Genomic DNA, 15,820 nt, shown 5'->3' with positions numbered 1-15,820 from the left:
AATTTAGTTGGAGGTGCCGGATGATCGCTTGGTTTACCAAAAATCATGTCGCGGCGAATTTGTTAATGATCAGCATTTTATTGGCTGGACTATTTAGCTTATCAAGTAAAATTCCGCTTGAAGTGTTTCCATCGTTTCAGACTGACAGAATCAGTGTCAGTGTTTCGCTGCGTGGTGCAACCCCTGAAGATACTGAACAAGGGGTTGCGATCCGCATAGAAGAAGCCGTTCAAGATCTCGAAGGGGTTAAGCAGATTTCGAGTCGCTCCTCTGAAGGATCCGCATCGGTCACCATCGAAGTTGATACCGGCTATGAACCTAGAGAAATGCTCGCAGATATAAAAAGCCGCGTCGATGCGATTAATACGTTTCCAGCGGATGCCGAAAAGCCCATCGTTGCCTTAGCAGAGCGAAAACGCGAAGTGATAGCTGTGACTGTGGCCAGTATTTATGGTGAAAAAGAAACCAGAGAGTACGCCGAAAAAGTACGAGATGAACTACTGCGTTTGCCAGCAGTCACACAAGTTGAGCTAAGTGGCGTACGAAATTATGAAATTGCCATCGAAATCTCCCAAGATACCCTGCGCCAATATGACTTAAGTTTAAAAGATATTTCCAATGCTATTGGGAGTTCGAGTACGGATGTGTCGGCGGGTAATTTAAAAACTTCAGGTGGCGATGTACTGATCCGCTCAAAAGGCCAAGCCTATCGCAAAGATGAGTTTGCTAGAATTGCGATTAAAACCAACCCGGATGGTTCGATTATTCGGTTAGGCGATATTGCGCAAATTAAAGATGAATTTGAAGAAACGCCCATCCGCACTCGCTTTAATGGTAAACAAGCTGCTTTTATAGATGTTTATCGCATTGGTCAGCAAAGTGCAATTGAAGTGGCCGATCAAGTTAAAGCGTATATTGAACAGCAACAAGAGCGTTTACCAGAAGGGTTTGAGTTAAGCTTTTGGGACGATGATTCTCAAGTCGTTAAAAACCGCATTGCAACTTTAACAACCAGTGCATTGCAAGGTGGCATTTTGGTGTTGGCATTGTTGACCTTATTTTTACGTCCGGCGATTGCGTTTTGGGTGTTTATCGGGATCCCGATTTCATTTATGGGTGCCTTTATTGCGATGCCTCTTTTTGGCATCACACTCAATATTATGAGTTTATTTGGCTTTATATTAGTGCTTGGAATCGTGGTTGATGATGCCATTGTCACCGGTGAAAATGTCTACACACATTTAAAAACCTCCGAAAGTGGTGAGCAAGCAGCAATCCGTGGTACTCAAGAAGTGGCCACCCCTGTCACATTTGGTGTCTTAACCACTGTGGCGGCTTTTTTACCATTAGCCTTTATCGAAGGCGCGCGTGGCGCACTGTTTGCCCAAATTCCAGTTATTGTCATCCCAGTTTTATTGTTTTCATTAATTGAATCGAAATTTGTCCTGCCTGCACATTTGAAATACCTCAAAATGCGGCATCAAAAGTCGGGGCCCAACAAACTGGAACAACTTCAACAAAAATTTGCCGATGGTTTTGAAAATGCCATCATGCGTTATTACCAACCCATTTTAAAACTGGCGCTGCGCCACAAATTGGCGACATTGAGCAGCTTTATTGGTGTGTTTGTGATTATTTTAGCTTTAGTGATGAGTGGCTGGACTAAGTTTATATTCTTCCCTCGGATCCCAAGTGAAACGGTTCGAGTCAACCTGACCTTACCCACAGGTACGCCTTTTGAAGTCACCAATATGTTTATTTTGAAAATGGCTGACAAAGCGAAAGAGCTACAAGATAAGTATGTTGATGAAGACACAGGAAAAAGTGTCATCATGAATATCTTGGCTACCACAGGTGGGCGCGGTGGTGCGTCGAACTCCGGGGGGGTCCGTTTTGAAATTATTCCACCCGAGCAACGCTCAAGCTCAGTGACGTCTCGTGAACTGGTCAGTGAATGGCGAAAACTCATTGGTGTGGTGCCAGGAGCCGAAAGCCTGACATTTAGAGCTGAAATCGGCCGTTCATCTGATCCAATTAATGTCCAGCTGACGGGGAGCTCATTAGCGACCTTAAAAGATGTGGCCAGTAAAGTAAAAGACCGCTTAGCAACCTATCCGACGGTATTTGATATCGCCGATAGCTTATCAAACGGAAAACAAGAGCTGCAGATAGAACTGACCACACAAGGCCAAGCGCTTGGACTAACTCGAGTCAATGTGGCCAGCCAAGTGCGAAATGCGTTTTTTGGCTCGCAAGTACAGCGGATCCAACGTGGACGAGATGACGTACGGGTGATGGTACGTTTACCAATAGAAGAGCGTCGGTCTATTGCGGATTTACAAGAAATTTTAATTGATACTCCAAGCGGCGGCGCGGTCCCATTATCGCATGTGGCCACCCTGATTGCGGGTCAAAGTCCCTCATCGATTTATCGTATCGACCGTTATCGCACCGTCAACGTGACCGCGGATATCGAAAAATCCAACACCAATATGACGGTTTTACAAGCCGATTTAAAAACCTATCTTGATGAACTAGTGGCACAATACCCGGGAATTAGCCACTCCTTAGAAGGCGAGGCGAAAGAGCAACGCGAGTCTTTTGGGTCATTGGCGTGGGCGCTGTTATTTGTCTTTTTCATTATTTATGGGTTATTGGCGATTCCGTTTAAATCGTATATTCAGCCACTCATTGTGATGAGTATTATTCCATTTGGCATGATAGGGGCGGTGATGGGGCACTGGATTATGGGGATGGAACTGACCATTATGAGCTTACTTGGGATGTTGGCACTGATAGGTGTTGTGGTGAATGACTCATTAGTGTTGGTTGATTTTATTAATAAAAAACGTCTAGAAGGGTGCGAGTTAATGGATGCAGTGTTAACGGCTGGCGCAGCGCGTTTTCGGCCAGTCATGTTGACCAGCTTAACTACGTTTATTGGTTTAATGCCGCTCTTATTTGAAAAATCAACTCAAGCGCAGTTCCTTATCCCAATGGCTGTGTCATTAGGATTTGGTATTTTATTTGCGACCTTTATTACTTTGTTGTTAGTGCCGGTCAATTATATGCTGGTCGAAAAAGCGAAAGTAATACTGCGGGGCAATCAAACCAGCCATGATCCCTCGTTGGCTTAAATTGTAACTGGTATAAAATAAAGCCCACAACACAATTAAAGCTTAACTTTCGAGTTGAGCTTTTTTTTGTTGTAAAAGAGGAGTTTGTCTCGTTTTTAAATTACCATTTTAAATGGCTTGGTAGGTGCGTAGGCACTTGCTTTTATTTAGTTTGATTTGAGTGTGATTTAAAAAATTTGAAACTTCGGGTTTTAACCAAGGGAAGGAGTGTCTCCGGAACGCGGTAGCGAGTGTCAGCCCTTGAACCCTAAGGTTCAAGGCGGAACACAACAACTAACCGCAGGCTTCTCGGTACATGCCGAGCTTGCACAATAGCTAATAAACTGCGTCCCTAACAAAAAATTTATCGGCTCAGGGACTTAACCCACACACCAACATTCCAGAGAACAACCTAAGTATATAAGACTATGACTAAAGCTCTACCTTTTTATTGTAATTAAACGTCTAAGCGCGGCTTAATTAAACAAAGTGCTTTAAAATCGCACTGTTATCGTGAATTTATTGGAGTTGCAGCTAGCCCAGTGGTAGCATTAATCTTATAGTTAACTCTAAACACACGTTAAGAACCCTGCCATGATTGAAAAACTCAGCTACCAAGACGCACAGTTATTACTCGAAAAACATCAAGTATTTGTTATGCCAGCAGAAGTGCACGGTGTGATTAGTGGATTACTGTCGTGTGGCTTAGAAATAGACAGTAAAGAATACTTAGCGCTGTTGAGCGATGTCTTTAATGAAGGGCAATCATTCAGTGGTGAGTTAAAAACGTTTCTTAGCAGTATGTACACCCACGTTAGCAGCAAACTCAACGATAAAGAGCTGCATTTTGAACTGTTCTTGCCAGATGAAGAAGAAACCTTATCGGATCAGGCCAATGCGGTGATCGCTTGGATTTCGGGATTTTTACTGGGTTTTGGTTTAAAACAAAAAGATTACGGACGTTTATCGGCCGATGTAAAAGAAGTGATCCAAGACTTTACAGAAATCAGTAAATTAGATACCCACTTTGACGAAACAGATGAAGATGTACAAGCCTTGTATGAAATTGTCGAGTACGTGCGTATTTCAACTTTATTGTGTTTCGCTGAATTAGGCGAAAAACAAGTCACGACTGCGGCAGAAAACAAAACTATTCATTAAAAAGTGAGCAAGATGATGAGCGAATTTCAGCAAAGACGTGCCCGTTTATTGGCCAAAATGGATCCTCATAGCGTTGCGATTATTCCTGCCGCCAAAGAACTTACCCGCAGTCGCGATACCGAATACGCGTTTCGCCAAGACAGTGACTTTTTTTACTTAACGGGCTTCAACGAGCCTGATGCCGTCTTAGTACTGACGCCAGGTGCAGAAATCGAAACGACCTTTTTTTGTCGACCAAAAAATAAAATGGCAGAAATTTGGTGCGGGCGTCGCATGGGGCCCGAGCAAGCTCAAACTCAATTAGGTTTTGATGCGAGCTTTGGTTTAGATTGCTTAGACGAGCATTTGCAACACCTCATCAATGGGCAGCAACGCCTTTATTTTGCACAGGGCACTTATCCAGATTTCGATCAGCAAATCTGGCAACACATCAACACGCTACGTAACGGTCCAAAACGTGGCTTAAAAGCGCCTAATACCATTAAAGATATTCGCACTTTAATTCACGAAATGCGGTTGTTTAAATCAGACTATGAGCTGGATTTAATGCGCAAAGCTGGCAAAATCAGTGCAGATGGACATGTTCGTGCAATGAAGTATGCCAAAGCGGGGGCGACAGAGTATCAGTTAGAAGCAGAAATCCATCATCATTATGCGATGAACGGTGCGCGCCACCCAGCATACGGCACAATTGTCGGCTCGGGCGATAATGCCAATATTCTTCACTACACTGAAAACAGCGCACCGCTGATGGCGGGGGATTTAGTGCTGATTGATTCTGGTTGTGAGCTCCAAGGTTATGCCGCAGATATTACCCGCACGTTTCCTGTAAACGGACGCTTTACTGCCCCGCAAAAACAGCTTTATCAATTGGTGTTAGATGCACAATTAGCGGCATTAGCACTTGTCAAACCGGGCAACACCTTAAAAATGGCGGGAGATGCTGCCATTAAAGTGCTCACCCAAGGCATGATTCATTTGGGGCTATTGCAAGGTGAGCTTGATGAGCTTATTGAAAACCAAGCGTTTAAAGCGTTTTACATGCATGGCGTTGGCCACTGGTTGGGGTTAGATGTGCACGATGTCGGTGAATATAAACAAGACGAAAAAGACCGTCCTTTCGAGCCGGGCATGGTATTGACTATCGAGCCCGGTATTTATGTCGCCAATGATGCGGTTGCGCCAGAGCAATTCAAAGGGATTGGCATTCGTATCGAAGATGATGTGGTGATCACCGACAGTGGGCATGAAGTACTCACTGCTGATGTGCCAAAAACCATCACAGACATTGAAGCATTAATGCAAGCATAAGGAATGAGCGTGCAGTCACAACAGCCCCATTTTGATGTCGTCATTGTTGGTGGCGGGCTTATTGGTGCCAGCCAAGCGCTTTGTTTAGCTAAACGCTGTCCCACTCTGACTATTGCTGTTATTGAAGCCTTTGCAGCTAATGATAAAGCGCAACCAAGCTTTGATGAACGCAGCATTGCGATTGCGCACCACAGTGCGAAATACCTGCGTGATTTAGGTTTGTTTCAGCCTTATTCTCCTTATGTGAGTGCCATCGAAACTGTGCAAGTGTCAGATAGGGGGCATTTTGGTAAAACCCATATCAGCGCGCAAGAGTATCAAGTCGAGGCATTGGGCTATGTGGTCGAAGTAAAACCATTTGGTTTGGCGTTGCATCAATTATTAACAGGGCACAACATTACGCTTTTTTGCCCGAATAAAGTCACCGCAATGTCACAGCAACAACACGCAAATCATTTGACCTTGCAGGATGGATCCCAACTGAGTGCTGATTTAGTCATCATTGCTGATGGCGCTCAATCTGTTGGGCGCAGCTTACTTAATATTGAATTTAGCCAACACGCTTATGAACAGTCGGCAGTGATTGCTAATGTTGAAGTCAGTGGTGGTCATCAACAACAAGCTTTTGAGCGCTTTACAGAGCAAGGACCCATGGCATTGCTGCCGATGAGCGAAAATCGCTATTCGTTGGTTTGGTGCGCAGCTCCAAAAGATGTTGAGTCACTGATCACGGCGAGTGATTCCGAGTTTTTAGCGCAACTGCAACACGCTTTTGGTTATCGAGCTGGGCATTTTTGCAAAGTGGGTATGCGCGCTCAGTATCCGTTGATAAAAGGTCAAGCCAGCCAGTTTATCAGCCATCGTGCGGTTATTATTGGGAATGCCGCACATGCGGTGCACCCCATCGCAGGGCAAGGTTTTAATTTAGGGGTGCGCGATATTGAACTCTTAGTTGATATCATCGCTCAAGCACTTACTTCTAGGCAAGATATCGGTGGGTACAGGGTGCTTAAACAATACCAAGCACAGCGGAAACAAGACATTGGCACTGTGCTGTGCTTAACCGATTCGCTGGTGAAACTCTTTTCAAATCCATCGCGCATGATTGCGCTGGGCCGCAGTATTGGCTTAACCAGTTTAGAGCTTAGCCCTAGGTTTAAAAAGCCACTGGCTAAGCAGTTAATGGGACATACCCGTCAAGGATTTCGATCATGAAACAAACCCAAGTGTGTATTGTGGGCGCAGGTTGCGTGGGTCTGACACTGGCTTTAGGCCTGGCTAAACAAGGGGTCGAAGTGGTTGTACTGGACGCCGCACCCGAAAGTAGCGTCCCCGAGCAATTAACTGATGAATACAGTTTAAGAGTGAGCGCGTTGAGCTTAGCCAGTCAGGCATTATTTGAAGAACTGGGCGCATGGCCAGCCATGATGGCGATGCGTGCGCAGGTTTACACCACTATGGATGTACGTGATAAAGACTCGTTTGGCAAAATTAGTTTTGCGGCCAATGAGCAAGATCTCAGTCATTTAGGCCACATTGTAGAAAACGATGTGATCCGCAAAGCATTACTCGAAACATTGGCACAATACAGCCATGCAACAGTGATGTTTGATAGTCCGTATCAGCAAATTCATCAAAGCGACACAGATGTCTTTTTAACCCTAAAAAATGGCACCCCGATCATCGCAAAATTGCTGGTGGCCTGTGATGGTGCAAATTCAGCGATTCGCCAGCAATACAAAATGCCCATGACATTTTGGGATTATGATCACCATGCGATTGTCGCCACGATCAAAACCCAGTTGCCGCATCAACAAGTGGCGCGTCAGGTGTTTTTACCCGATGGCCCATTGGCCTTTTTACCTTTACCCGAGGCCAACACTCACTCCATCGTGTGGTCAACGTCACCCAGTCGCGCTAAATCCTTGTTGGCGCTTCCCGATGAGGAATTTAATAAAGCATTGATGAGTGAATTTGATGGCCAATGTGGCTTGTGTGAAGTGATTAGCGCTCGTCAAGCATTCCCGCTTAAAATGCGTTATGCCCGAACATGGCTTGATAATCGCGTTATTCTGATGGGCGATGCCGCGCACACCATTCACCCCTTGGCAGGCTTAGGAATGAACTTAGGCCTAAAAGATGCCGCCTATTTGTTGCAATTATTAGCTGATGCACCAAGCAGTAAACAACACGTGTTTGCTCCCCATGCACTGCTGCGCCAATATGAGCGTGGCCGCAAAGCCGATGCGCAAACCCATATTGCGATGATGCAGGGTTTAAAAGAGTTATTTGAAGGCCAACACCCGCTTAAAAAGCTCATTCGTGGTGTCGGTTTAAACTTGGTCGATAATCTCAGCCCGCTCAAGCAACTATTTGCCGATCAAGCGCTGGGTAAATAAAAGTGTGTAGGCTGTTTCAAAAGCACTGAAACAGCCTGAAATTTTAAAGTAAGTAACCTAGTTAGCTAAAACACGCTATTAATGGCTGATTTAGCCAAGCGGTAAAGTGACTTAACCATTAGCTCAAATACCCAACGTATAAATTGCACAGTTATTTCTCCAACTTTTTGGCCTGTTTTACCAACAAATACTAACATATGGCCCAGCAGACCTTTTAGTTGCTCGTAAGCAATCGAAGAGGCTTTGCCAACTTCCTCTAAGCAGCGCGCTAAAATATCATAAAAACTTAAGCCAAGTCCTAGAGATGCTTGTAAACTAATCGCCGAATATTGTCCTGTATCTTTAAGTAAAGAAATTAATGCATCGCTGATACGTTGCTGCCAGCGTTGGCTAAAATTCACTTGATGACGATTCTCATAACGTAATTCTACGCGTTGGGTATGCAAAGGGGTAAACCGATGCGACATACTGCCGAAATCAGAATACGCAGAAGAAGTAATGGAATACCCTGGTGATTTATCCATTAAATGCGCGCCAATACTCATGCGTGCGCTATTGCCCATGCCCAGTAAATATTCGCCAGTAGTATGCGAAAAAGGCCAAAGAGGCACTTTAGGTACAGGGTCAGCTCCATGCACCATACGATGGTGCTCAATTTTTGCTTGCGCTATCGGCACAGAATGATTTAACACCACTCTTGGGGCGCCAAAGGTATACAGCTTTGTAGGAATGCCACGCTCACTCGCCCATAAAGCGGTAAGCTGCGCTAAAGCGCCACCTAGGCTATGGCCAACACAATGAATACATCGGGGTTGGTGTTGATTTATATATTCATTAAAAGCAGGGCGCAGGCTACGAAAGGTTTTTTGAAAACCGGCATGGCCTTTAACACCTTTTGGGCCGCCGGTGATCCCTATGTTTAAATTAGTTAGCCAGTCTGAAAGAGAAGGGAAATGTGTACCACGTATCGCAATAATATGATGTTGCTTAAAAGCCGGTGTGATGCCCTCCGCAGTTAAAGCAAAACCGGTTTGGCGGTTGAGCAGTTGGTTAATTAATCCACCACTGATACCTTTTATTTGGTTATTAGTTAAATCAAAATTTTTCTCAAAATCTGTGTGAAACTCCCCAGAAAAGTCGCCTGATTTTCTGATTTGATAAACTCGAGCCGCAACAGTGGCTGCAGTGTTTGGTGTAAGAGTTCCGTTCATCTTTTTCTCTCCGTAAGATCGTTTAAATCACCATTGTTAATAAAATATTTTTTTCCATCATGATCGTAAAGCATGTAAGGGTTGTAATCATCTTCCCAAGTGCAGATACTGGTTGAGACATATTTCATGTTTACACCTTGGTTACGATTAAACTCAAAAGAAAACATTCGGTTAGATAAATCACAGTCTAAAAAGGCCAGTTTTTTACTGAATTCAGGTACTTCATTGTAGGCTGATTGAAATGTACCCCATAACTGGTATTTTTTATTATCCCGCTCGACATAAATGTGTTGTGAGACATTTTGCTCGGCCATTGGGTTAGCCGCTAACCGCGACATGATGGTTTTTTCAGGGAAAGTAAAACGGCCCTGTTCATCGGTGGTGGTGTGATCAACGCGCTCTACATCATCAATGTATATCAGTTGCCGCGACACTTGTATATGCGCAAGCGGCAGGCCATTCTCTTTAATGATGCCATTTACGACAGGGCAGAGGTAGGCCTCTTTCTTTTTAAACCAATTTAACCAACCAAACATCGTCTCTCCTGTTTTTGAATAAAGGTTAAAGGGAGTGAGTAATACAAAAGGGATCAAAAGAAAAACAAAGCGCAAACAAGATGGGTGGCTTTCCTTGCGATTAAACATTTTCTAATCCATAAAAATATCGAGCAAATAGTCTACAAGAAAAAATTAAAAACAGGAACATTGAAAAGTACTTTTATTGTGCCAGTAATGCACAGAGGAGTATTTAAAGTGGCAGGTGTAAGAGTTCCGTTCATTGTTAATACTCCTCTAAGTCATTAATATCATTGTTATTGATTAAATACTTTTTTCCATCATGATCGTAAAGCATGTAAGGGTTGTAATCATCTTCCCAAGTGCAGATACTGGTTGAGACATATTTTCGATTGAAACCTTCTTTTTTAAACTCAAAAGAAAACATTCGGTTAGATAAATCACAGTCTAAAAAGGCCAGTTTTTTACTGAATTCAGGTACTTCATTGTAGGCTGATTGAAATGTACCCCATAACTGGTATTTTTTATTATCCCGCTCGACATAAATGTGTTGTGAGACATTTTGCTCGGCCATTGGGTTAGCCGCTAACCGCGACATGATGGTTTTTTCAGGGAAAGTAAAACGGCCCTGTTCATCGGTGGTGGTGTGGTCGAGGCGCTCTACATCATCAATGTATATCAGTTGCCGCGATACTTGAATATGCGCAAGCGGCAGGCCATTTTCTTTAATGATGCCATTCACGACAGGGCAGAGGTAGGCCTCTTTCTTTTTAAACCAATTTAACCAACCAAACATCGTCTCTCCTGTTTTTGAATAAAGGTTAAGGGGAGTGAGTAATAAAAAAGGGATCAAAAGAAAAACAAAGCGCAAACAAGATGGGTGGCTTTCCTTGCGATTAAACATTTTCTAATCCATAAAAATATCGAGCAAATAGTCTACAAGAAAAAATTCAAAACAGGAACATTGAAAAGTACTTTTATTGTGTCAGTAATGCACAGAGGAGTATTTAAAGTGGCAGGTGTAAGAGTTCCGTTCATATCTTAACGCTCCGTAAGGTTGTTTAAATCGCCATCGTTGATAAAATATTCTTTGCCATCATGGTCGTATAAATAAAAAGGATTGTAATCGTCTTCCCAAGTGCAAATACTGGTCGAGACATATTTCATGTTTACACCTTGGTTTCGCTTAAACTCAAAAGAAAACATGCGGTTAGATAAATCACAGTCTAAAAAGGCCAGTTTTTTACTGAATTCAGGCACTTCATTGTAGGCTGTTTGGGAGGTACCCCACAATTGATACTTTTTATCATTTCGTTCGACATAAATATATTGTGAAACGCGTTGTTCGGCCATTGGATTAGCCGCTAACCGCGACATGATGGTTTTTTCAGGAAAAGTAAAACGGCCCTGTTCATCGGTGGTGGTGTGGTCGAGGCGCTCGACGTCATCGATATAAATAAGTTCTCGAGACACTTGAATATGCGCAAGCGGCAGGCCATTTTCTTTAATGATGCCATTTACGACAGGGCAGAGGTAGGCCTCTTTCTTTTTAAACCAATTTAACCAACCAAACATCGTCTCTCCTGTTTTTGAATAAAGGTTAAAGGGAGTGAGTAATAAAAAAGGGATCAAAAGAAAAACAAAGCGCAAACAAGATGGGTGGCTTTCCTTGCGATTAAACTTTTTCTAATCCATAAAAATATCAAGCAAATAGGCTACAATAAAATAATCAAAACAGGAACATCTAACAACCTTTACAAAATAAACAACGTGGGCTTAGCAGTACAAATCTAGTACCATTCATATCTTAACGCTCCGTAAGGTCATTTAAATCACCATTGTTAATATAATATTCTTTACCGTCATGATCGTATAAATAAATAGGTGTGTAATTGTCTTTCCAAGAGCAGATACTTGTAGACACATATTTTCGATTGTACCCTTCTTTTTTGAACTCAAACGACAATAAGCGATGACTCAAATCACAGTCTAAAAATGCCAGTTTCTTAATAAATTCAGGTACTTTTTTATAAGTATATTGAGATGCGCCCCATAGTTGGTATCTTTTATTATGTCGCTCGACATAAATGTATTGCGAGACACGGTGTTCCGCTATCGGGTTTGCTGCTAAACGCGACATGATGGTTTTTTCAGGGAAAGTAAAACGGCCCTGTTCGTCGGTGATGGTGTAGTCGATAAGCTCAACTTCGTTGACGATGGTGTGGTTAAGACCCTCAACTTCGATTTTATCGAGATAAATAAGTTCTCGCGATACTTGAATATGCGCAAGCGGCAGGCCATTTTCTTTAATGATGCCATTCACGACAGGGCAGAGGTAGGCCTCTTTCTTTTTAAACCAATTGAACCAACCAAACATAAAAACTCCTGTTTTTGAATAAAGGTTATAAGAGAGTGAGTAATACAAAAGGGGATCAAAAGAAAAACAAAGCGCAAACAAGATGGGTCGCTTTCCTTGCGATTAAACATTTTCTAATCCATAAAAATATCGAGCAAATAGTCTACAAGAAAAAATTAAAAACAGGAACATTGAAAAGTGCTTTTATTGTGTCAGCAATGCACCTAGGAGTATTTTATGTGGCAGGTGAAAGAGTTCCATTCATTGTTAATACTCCTCTAAGTCATTTATATCATTGTTATTGATTAAATATTTTTTACCATCGTGATCATAAAGCATGTAAGGATTATAATCATCTTCCCAAGTGCAAATACTGGTTGAAACATATTTCATGTTTACACCTTGGTGACGCTTAAACTCAAAAGAAAACATGCGGTTAGATAAATCACAGTCTAAAAAGGCCAGTTTTTTACTGAATTCAGGCAATTCATTGTAGGCTGTTTGGGAGGTACCCCACAATTGATACTTTTTATCATTTCGTTCGACATAAATATATTGTGAAACGCGTTGTTCGGCCATTGGATTAGCCGCTAACCGCGACATGATGGTTTTTTCAGGGAAAGTAAAACGGCCCTGTTCATCGGTGGTGGTGTGGTCGAGGCGCTCGACGTCATCGATATAAATAAGTTCTCGAGACACTTGAATATGCGCAAGCGGCAGGCCATTTTCTTTAATGATGCCATTCACGACAGGGCAAAGGTAGGCCTCTTTCTTTTTAAACCAATTTAACCAACCAAACATAAAAACTCCTGTAATAGTTTAAATAAGCCGACTTACTTCAAACGCAGGGCGATAAACTCGGCCAGTTTATCGACCGCAGAATCGCTCTCATGGGCTTTTTTAATCAAGCTGATGCCAATTTTACCGAGCGCTGGCAAGGTATGAGTCGATTTATGAAAAGTCAATTCACTCGGCACGGTTTGTTTGGCCAGCACCGTGATGCCGAGGCCTTCTTTGAGTGCCGCAGTGAGGCCGGCTAAATCTGCATTGGTGTAGACCACCCGCCATTTTAATCCGGCGCTTTCGAGGGCTTTAATTGCGCGGCGTCGATAAATACAGCCCTCAGGCGCGGCAATTAATTTCACCACAGGCTCTTGGGCTAAATTGAGATCTCCAACCCACACCAATTCGTCTTGCATAAAAACAGGGTGTTCGTTTTGATCAAGTTGTTCAATTAGGGTCAGCACTAAATCAAATTGCTCGCGGTTGCTGACATGCATCAGCTGCTTGCTGAGCTCTGACTTTACTTCGAGTGACACATCAGGGTAGAGCGAAACAAAGTCACCAATTATGGCGGGTAAAATGGTGGCGGCAAATTCGCTGGGGATCCCAAGGCGGATTTTGCCCGTGATAATTTCAGAGCTAAATTGTTGTAAAATACCATCGTTTAATTGCAACATTTGTTTTGCCAAAGGCAACAGTAACTCACCTTGGTGATTCAGCACTTGGCGCTGCCCTTGCTTTTTAAATAGCTTGGTATCGAGCATTTCTTCAAGACGTTTAATTTGTAAGCTCACGGCAGGCTGAGAAAGGCCTAAAAGCTCGCCCGCCTTAGCAAACCCGCCGACTTCAATCACGGTCACCAGTGTTCGCAGGCTATCCGATGGAATGTTTTTCATATTAGCATTATCAATTTAAACGTCTTTTAATATAAGTATTATTAATCAGTATATTTAAAATTACAATTTGTTGTTCATCTGCGCGCGCAATATAATTTTTACATTCAATTAAAATAGGTAACGACCATGGCGTTTCAATCCAACATGTTTGCCAGCCATATCTTAGATTCGCGTGCTGTCCTCTCACAGCCAAATAGCACGGCGTATATCACCAATAAATGGGTGTTTGATATCGGTGGCAGTGCCGCGTTACCTTTTTTACGTCAGATTTTAGTCGCCAATGTGGCCAAACTCACCTCTGCGGGCATGGGCCTAGAAAGCCGTGTAAATGGGTTTTGTGCGCATCAAAATATTGTGCTCGACGTGTATTATTTTTCTGAATCTGCGTTTCGCATTGTGGTCGATACGAACCAACCACAAACGTTTGCCAATTGGCTGACACAGTTCGAAAGTTATTTCGATATTGATGTGATTGCTCGCGAAGATTTAGCCGTGCTATCCGTTCAAGGGGTTGATGCATTTGCCACCCTAGTTGAGGAGTTTTCATTAACTCCAGGCTTACGCTTATCTGATCAGCAGTTGCGTTTTGGTGCCCAAAGCGGCGCGGTGTTTTTAACTGCGATCTCCAGCGATAATGTGCATCGCTATGAACTCATAGCCAGCGAAAGTGAATTAGCCAGCTGGCAATCTCGCTTTACAGGGCTAGGATTTAATGCAAACGCGGCTTAGCCGCTTTTTTGCTTTTTATACGTTTTCAAATACGTAGCGATAGTTTTAGAGTTTTTCACTGCTGTAGCGCAATTTTTACAGGTTTTAAATCTGAACAAATGGCTCATCTTTAGTGAATGATTCGAGATAGAAAATCAGTGGTAGAGATTATTAACTTATGTATAATCGCCGCCCATGTTATTCCCCTCAATGATGAGGAAGCGGCCTGACTGTTAGGGCTTTTACTTAAGTGCAGGAATATTATGACAAATAAAACAGTTCTTCACGCTAAGCACATCGAAGCTGGCGCAAAAATGGTAGATTTCCACGGCTGGGAAATGCCAATCAATTACGGTTCACAAATCGAAGAGCACAACGCGGTGCGCACCGATGCAGGTATGTTCGACGTGTCTCACATGACCATTGTTGATGTAAAAGGTGCTGATGCAAAAGCATTTTTACGTAAATTAGTTGCGAACGATGTTGCTAAATTAACTGTACCAGGTAAAGCACTTTACACCGGCATGTTAAACCATGACGGCGGTGTAATTGATGACTTAATCATCTATTTCTTCTCTGAGACTGAATATCGTTTAGTTGTTAACTCAGCCACACGCGAAAAAGACTTAGCATGGATTGCACAAATCTCTGCTGATTTTTCTGTCGAAGTCACTGAGCGCCCTGAATTTGCAATGATTGCTGTGCAAGGCCCGAACGCAAAAGCTAAAACAGCCACGATTTTAAATGCTGAGCAAAATGCCGCAGTTGAAGGCATGAAGCCATTCTTTGGTGTGCAAGCAGGCAACTTATTTATCGCAACAACTGGTTACACTGGCGAAGCAGGTTATGAAATCGTTGTGCATAACGATGACGCAGCCGATCTTTGGCAGCAATTATTAGACGCAGGTGTTGCACCAGCGGGTTTAGGCGCACGTGATACATTACGCTTAGAAGCGGGCATGAACCTATACGGCCTAGATATGGACGAGACAGTTTCGCCACTTGCCGCAAATATGGGTTGGACAATTGCATGGGAACCCGCTGATCGTGATTTCATCGGTCGTGATGCTTTAACTAAACAAAAAGCAAATGGTGTCGATAAATTTGTTGGTTTAGTCTATGAAGATAAAGGTGTATTACGCGCAGGCAGTAAAGTCATCGTAGAAGGTGGCGAAGGTGTAATCACTTCTGGTACATTCTCACCAACCTTAGGTTACAGTATTGCGCTTGCGCGCGTACCAAATACCGTTGGTGAAACAGCGCAAGTTGAAATGCGTAAAAAATTAGTCGACGTAAAAGTGGTGGCTCCATCATTTGTACGTTTCGGTAAAAAAGTAATTTAATCAGTTTCGGGTCAAGGCCCA

At 43.0% G+C, this 15,820-nt stretch carries 14 protein-coding genes and 1 other RNA gene; 7 read left to right on the top strand and 8 right to left on the bottom strand.

The genetic code is table 11. The annotated features are described in order from the left end of the window. The first annotated feature begins 20 nt into the window (after window positions 1-20). Window positions 21-3,137, top strand: coding sequence for an efflux RND transporter permease subunit (locus AC3KVK_RS12195; RefSeq protein WP_490313120.1), 3,117 nt, complete (start codon window positions 21-23; stop codon window positions 3,135-3,137). 206 nt (window positions 3,138-3,343) lie between these two features. Here AC3KVK_RS12195 and ssrS read toward each other — a convergent pair. Further along, a non-coding RNA gene (gene ssrS / locus AC3KVK_RS12190) (6S RNA) lies at window positions 3,344-3,526 on the bottom strand. 184 nt (window positions 3,527-3,710) lie between these two features. Between ssrS and AC3KVK_RS12185 the strand changes: the two genes are divergently transcribed. From AC3KVK_RS12185 to AC3KVK_RS12170, 4 genes are read left to right on the top strand one after another with little or no spacing between them, the layout of a single operon-like run. Continuing rightward, window positions 3,711-4,277, top strand: a complete 567-nt coding sequence (locus AC3KVK_RS12185) for a UPF0149 family protein (protein WP_490313121.1) — start codon at window positions 3,711-3,713, stop codon at window positions 4,275-4,277. A 15-nt stretch (window positions 4,278-4,292) separates the two neighbouring features. Next, window positions 4,293-5,588: a Xaa-Pro aminopeptidase gene (gene pepP / locus AC3KVK_RS12180; protein ID WP_490313176.1), complete on the top strand. Its 1,296-nt coding sequence runs from the start codon at window positions 4,293-4,295 to the stop codon at window positions 5,586-5,588. A 9-nt stretch (window positions 5,589-5,597) separates the two neighbouring features. Beyond that, on the top strand, window positions 5,598-6,803 hold the full coding sequence (gene ubiH, locus AC3KVK_RS12175; RefSeq protein ID WP_490313122.1) for a 2-octaprenyl-6-methoxyphenyl hydroxylase: 1,206 nt from the start codon (window positions 5,598-5,600) through the stop codon (window positions 6,801-6,803). Beyond that, window positions 6,800-7,987, top strand: coding sequence for an FAD-dependent oxidoreductase (locus AC3KVK_RS12170; RefSeq protein ID WP_490313123.1), 1,188 nt, complete (start codon window positions 6,800-6,802; stop codon window positions 7,985-7,987). Before ubiH ends, AC3KVK_RS12170 begins: the two co-directional genes overlap by 4 nt. 65 nt (window positions 7,988-8,052) lie before the next feature. Here the strand turns inward: AC3KVK_RS12170 and AC3KVK_RS12165 are convergent, their stop codons facing one another. The 7 genes from AC3KVK_RS12165 to AC3KVK_RS12135 all read right to left on the bottom strand — a co-directional run bounded on the left by AC3KVK_RS12165 (window position 8,053) and on the right by AC3KVK_RS12135 (window position 13,748). Then, complete coding sequence (locus AC3KVK_RS12165) at window positions 8,053-9,198, bottom strand: lipase family protein (protein WP_490313124.1); 1,146 nt, start codon at window positions 9,196-9,198, stop codon at window positions 8,053-8,055. Next, the gene (locus AC3KVK_RS12160; RefSeq protein WP_518526912.1) at window positions 9,195-9,842 is read right to left on the bottom strand and encodes a DUF6795 domain-containing protein; all 648 of its coding nucleotides are present in this window, start codon (window positions 9,840-9,842) and stop codon (window positions 9,195-9,197) included. Before AC3KVK_RS12160 ends, AC3KVK_RS12165 begins: the two co-directional genes overlap by 4 nt. A 136-nt stretch (window positions 9,843-9,978) precedes the next feature. Then, window positions 9,979-10,617, bottom strand: coding sequence for a DUF6795 domain-containing protein (locus tag AC3KVK_RS12155; RefSeq protein WP_490313126.1), 639 nt, complete (start codon window positions 10,615-10,617; stop codon window positions 9,979-9,981). Window positions 10,618-10,754: 137 nt separating this feature from the next. Beyond that, a complete protein-coding gene (locus tag AC3KVK_RS12150) occupies window positions 10,755-11,288 on the bottom strand; it encodes a DUF6795 domain-containing protein (RefSeq protein ID WP_490313127.1) in 534 nt (177 codons plus the stop codon). Between the two features lie 232 nt (window positions 11,289-11,520). Then, on the bottom strand, window positions 11,521-12,090 hold the full coding sequence (locus AC3KVK_RS12145; RefSeq protein WP_490313128.1) for a DUF6795 domain-containing protein: 570 nt from the start codon (window positions 12,088-12,090) through the stop codon (window positions 11,521-11,523). A gap of 246 nt (window positions 12,091-12,336) precedes the next feature. Next, complete coding sequence (locus tag AC3KVK_RS12140) at window positions 12,337-12,870, bottom strand: DUF6795 domain-containing protein (protein WP_490313129.1); 534 nt, start codon at window positions 12,868-12,870, stop codon at window positions 12,337-12,339. Window positions 12,871-12,902: 32 nt separating this feature from the next. Then, window positions 12,903-13,748: a LysR family transcriptional regulator gene (locus AC3KVK_RS12135; protein ID WP_490313130.1), complete on the bottom strand. Its 846-nt coding sequence runs from the start codon at window positions 13,746-13,748 to the stop codon at window positions 12,903-12,905. 126 nt (window positions 13,749-13,874) lie between these two features. Between AC3KVK_RS12135 and AC3KVK_RS12130 the strand changes: the two genes are divergently transcribed. Together AC3KVK_RS12130 and gcvT are read left to right on the top strand one after the other, a co-directional pair. Then, window positions 13,875-14,477, top strand: coding sequence for an aminomethyltransferase family protein (locus AC3KVK_RS12130; RefSeq protein ID WP_490313131.1), 603 nt, complete (start codon window positions 13,875-13,877; stop codon window positions 14,475-14,477). A 242-nt stretch (window positions 14,478-14,719) separates the two neighbouring features. Further along, entirely contained in the window at window positions 14,720-15,799 is a 1,080-nt protein-coding gene (gene gcvT, locus AC3KVK_RS12125) for a glycine cleavage system aminomethyltransferase GcvT (protein ID WP_490313132.1), read from the top strand. The last annotated feature ends 21 nt before the right edge of the window (window positions 15,800-15,820 follow it).

The sequence above is a fragment of the Pseudoalteromonas sp. J2K-J979 genome (genome assembly GCF_058169715.2).
This window is presented reverse-complemented; position numbering and strand designations above follow the sequence as displayed.

Excerpts from the sequence above, each read along its gene's own strand:
- AC3KVK_RS12160 (WP_518526912.1), bottom strand. The coding sequence starts at position 9,842 with ATGTTTAATCGCAAGGAAAGCCACCCATCTTGTTTGCGCTTTGTTTTT.
- AC3KVK_RS12195 (WP_490313120.1), top strand. The coding sequence starts at position 21 with ATGATCGCTTGGTTTACCAAAAATCATGTCGCGGCGAATTTGTTAATG.
- AC3KVK_RS12185 (WP_490313121.1), top strand. The coding sequence starts at position 3,711 with ATGATTGAAAAACTCAGCTACCAAGACGCACAGTTATTACTCGAAAAA.
- AC3KVK_RS12150 (WP_490313127.1), bottom strand. The coding sequence starts at position 11,288 with ATGTTTGGTTGGTTAAATTGGTTTAAAAAGAAAGAGGCCTACCTCTGC.
- AC3KVK_RS12170 (WP_490313123.1), top strand. The coding sequence starts at position 6,800 with ATGAAACAAACCCAAGTGTGTATTGTGGGCGCAGGTTGCGTGGGTCTG.
- AC3KVK_RS12145 (WP_490313128.1), bottom strand. The coding sequence starts at position 12,090 with ATGTTTGGTTGGTTCAATTGGTTTAAAAAGAAAGAGGCCTACCTCTGC.
- AC3KVK_RS12130 (WP_490313131.1), top strand. The coding sequence starts at position 13,875 with ATGGCGTTTCAATCCAACATGTTTGCCAGCCATATCTTAGATTCGCGT.
- gcvT (WP_490313132.1), top strand. The coding sequence starts at position 14,720 with ATGACAAATAAAACAGTTCTTCACGCTAAGCACATCGAAGCTGGCGCA.
- pepP (WP_490313176.1), top strand. The coding sequence starts at position 4,293 with ATGAGCGAATTTCAGCAAAGACGTGCCCGTTTATTGGCCAAAATGGAT.
- AC3KVK_RS12155 (WP_490313126.1), bottom strand. The coding sequence starts at position 10,617 with ATGTTTAATCGCAAGGAAAGCCACCCATCTTGTTTGCGCTTTGTTTTT.
- AC3KVK_RS12165 (WP_490313124.1), bottom strand. The coding sequence starts at position 9,198 with ATGAACGGAACTCTTACACCAAACACTGCAGCCACTGTTGCGGCTCGA.
- AC3KVK_RS12140 (WP_490313129.1), bottom strand. The coding sequence starts at position 12,870 with ATGTTTGGTTGGTTAAATTGGTTTAAAAAGAAAGAGGCCTACCTTTGC.
- AC3KVK_RS12135 (WP_490313130.1), bottom strand. The coding sequence starts at position 13,748 with ATGAAAAACATTCCATCGGATAGCCTGCGAACACTGGTGACCGTGATT.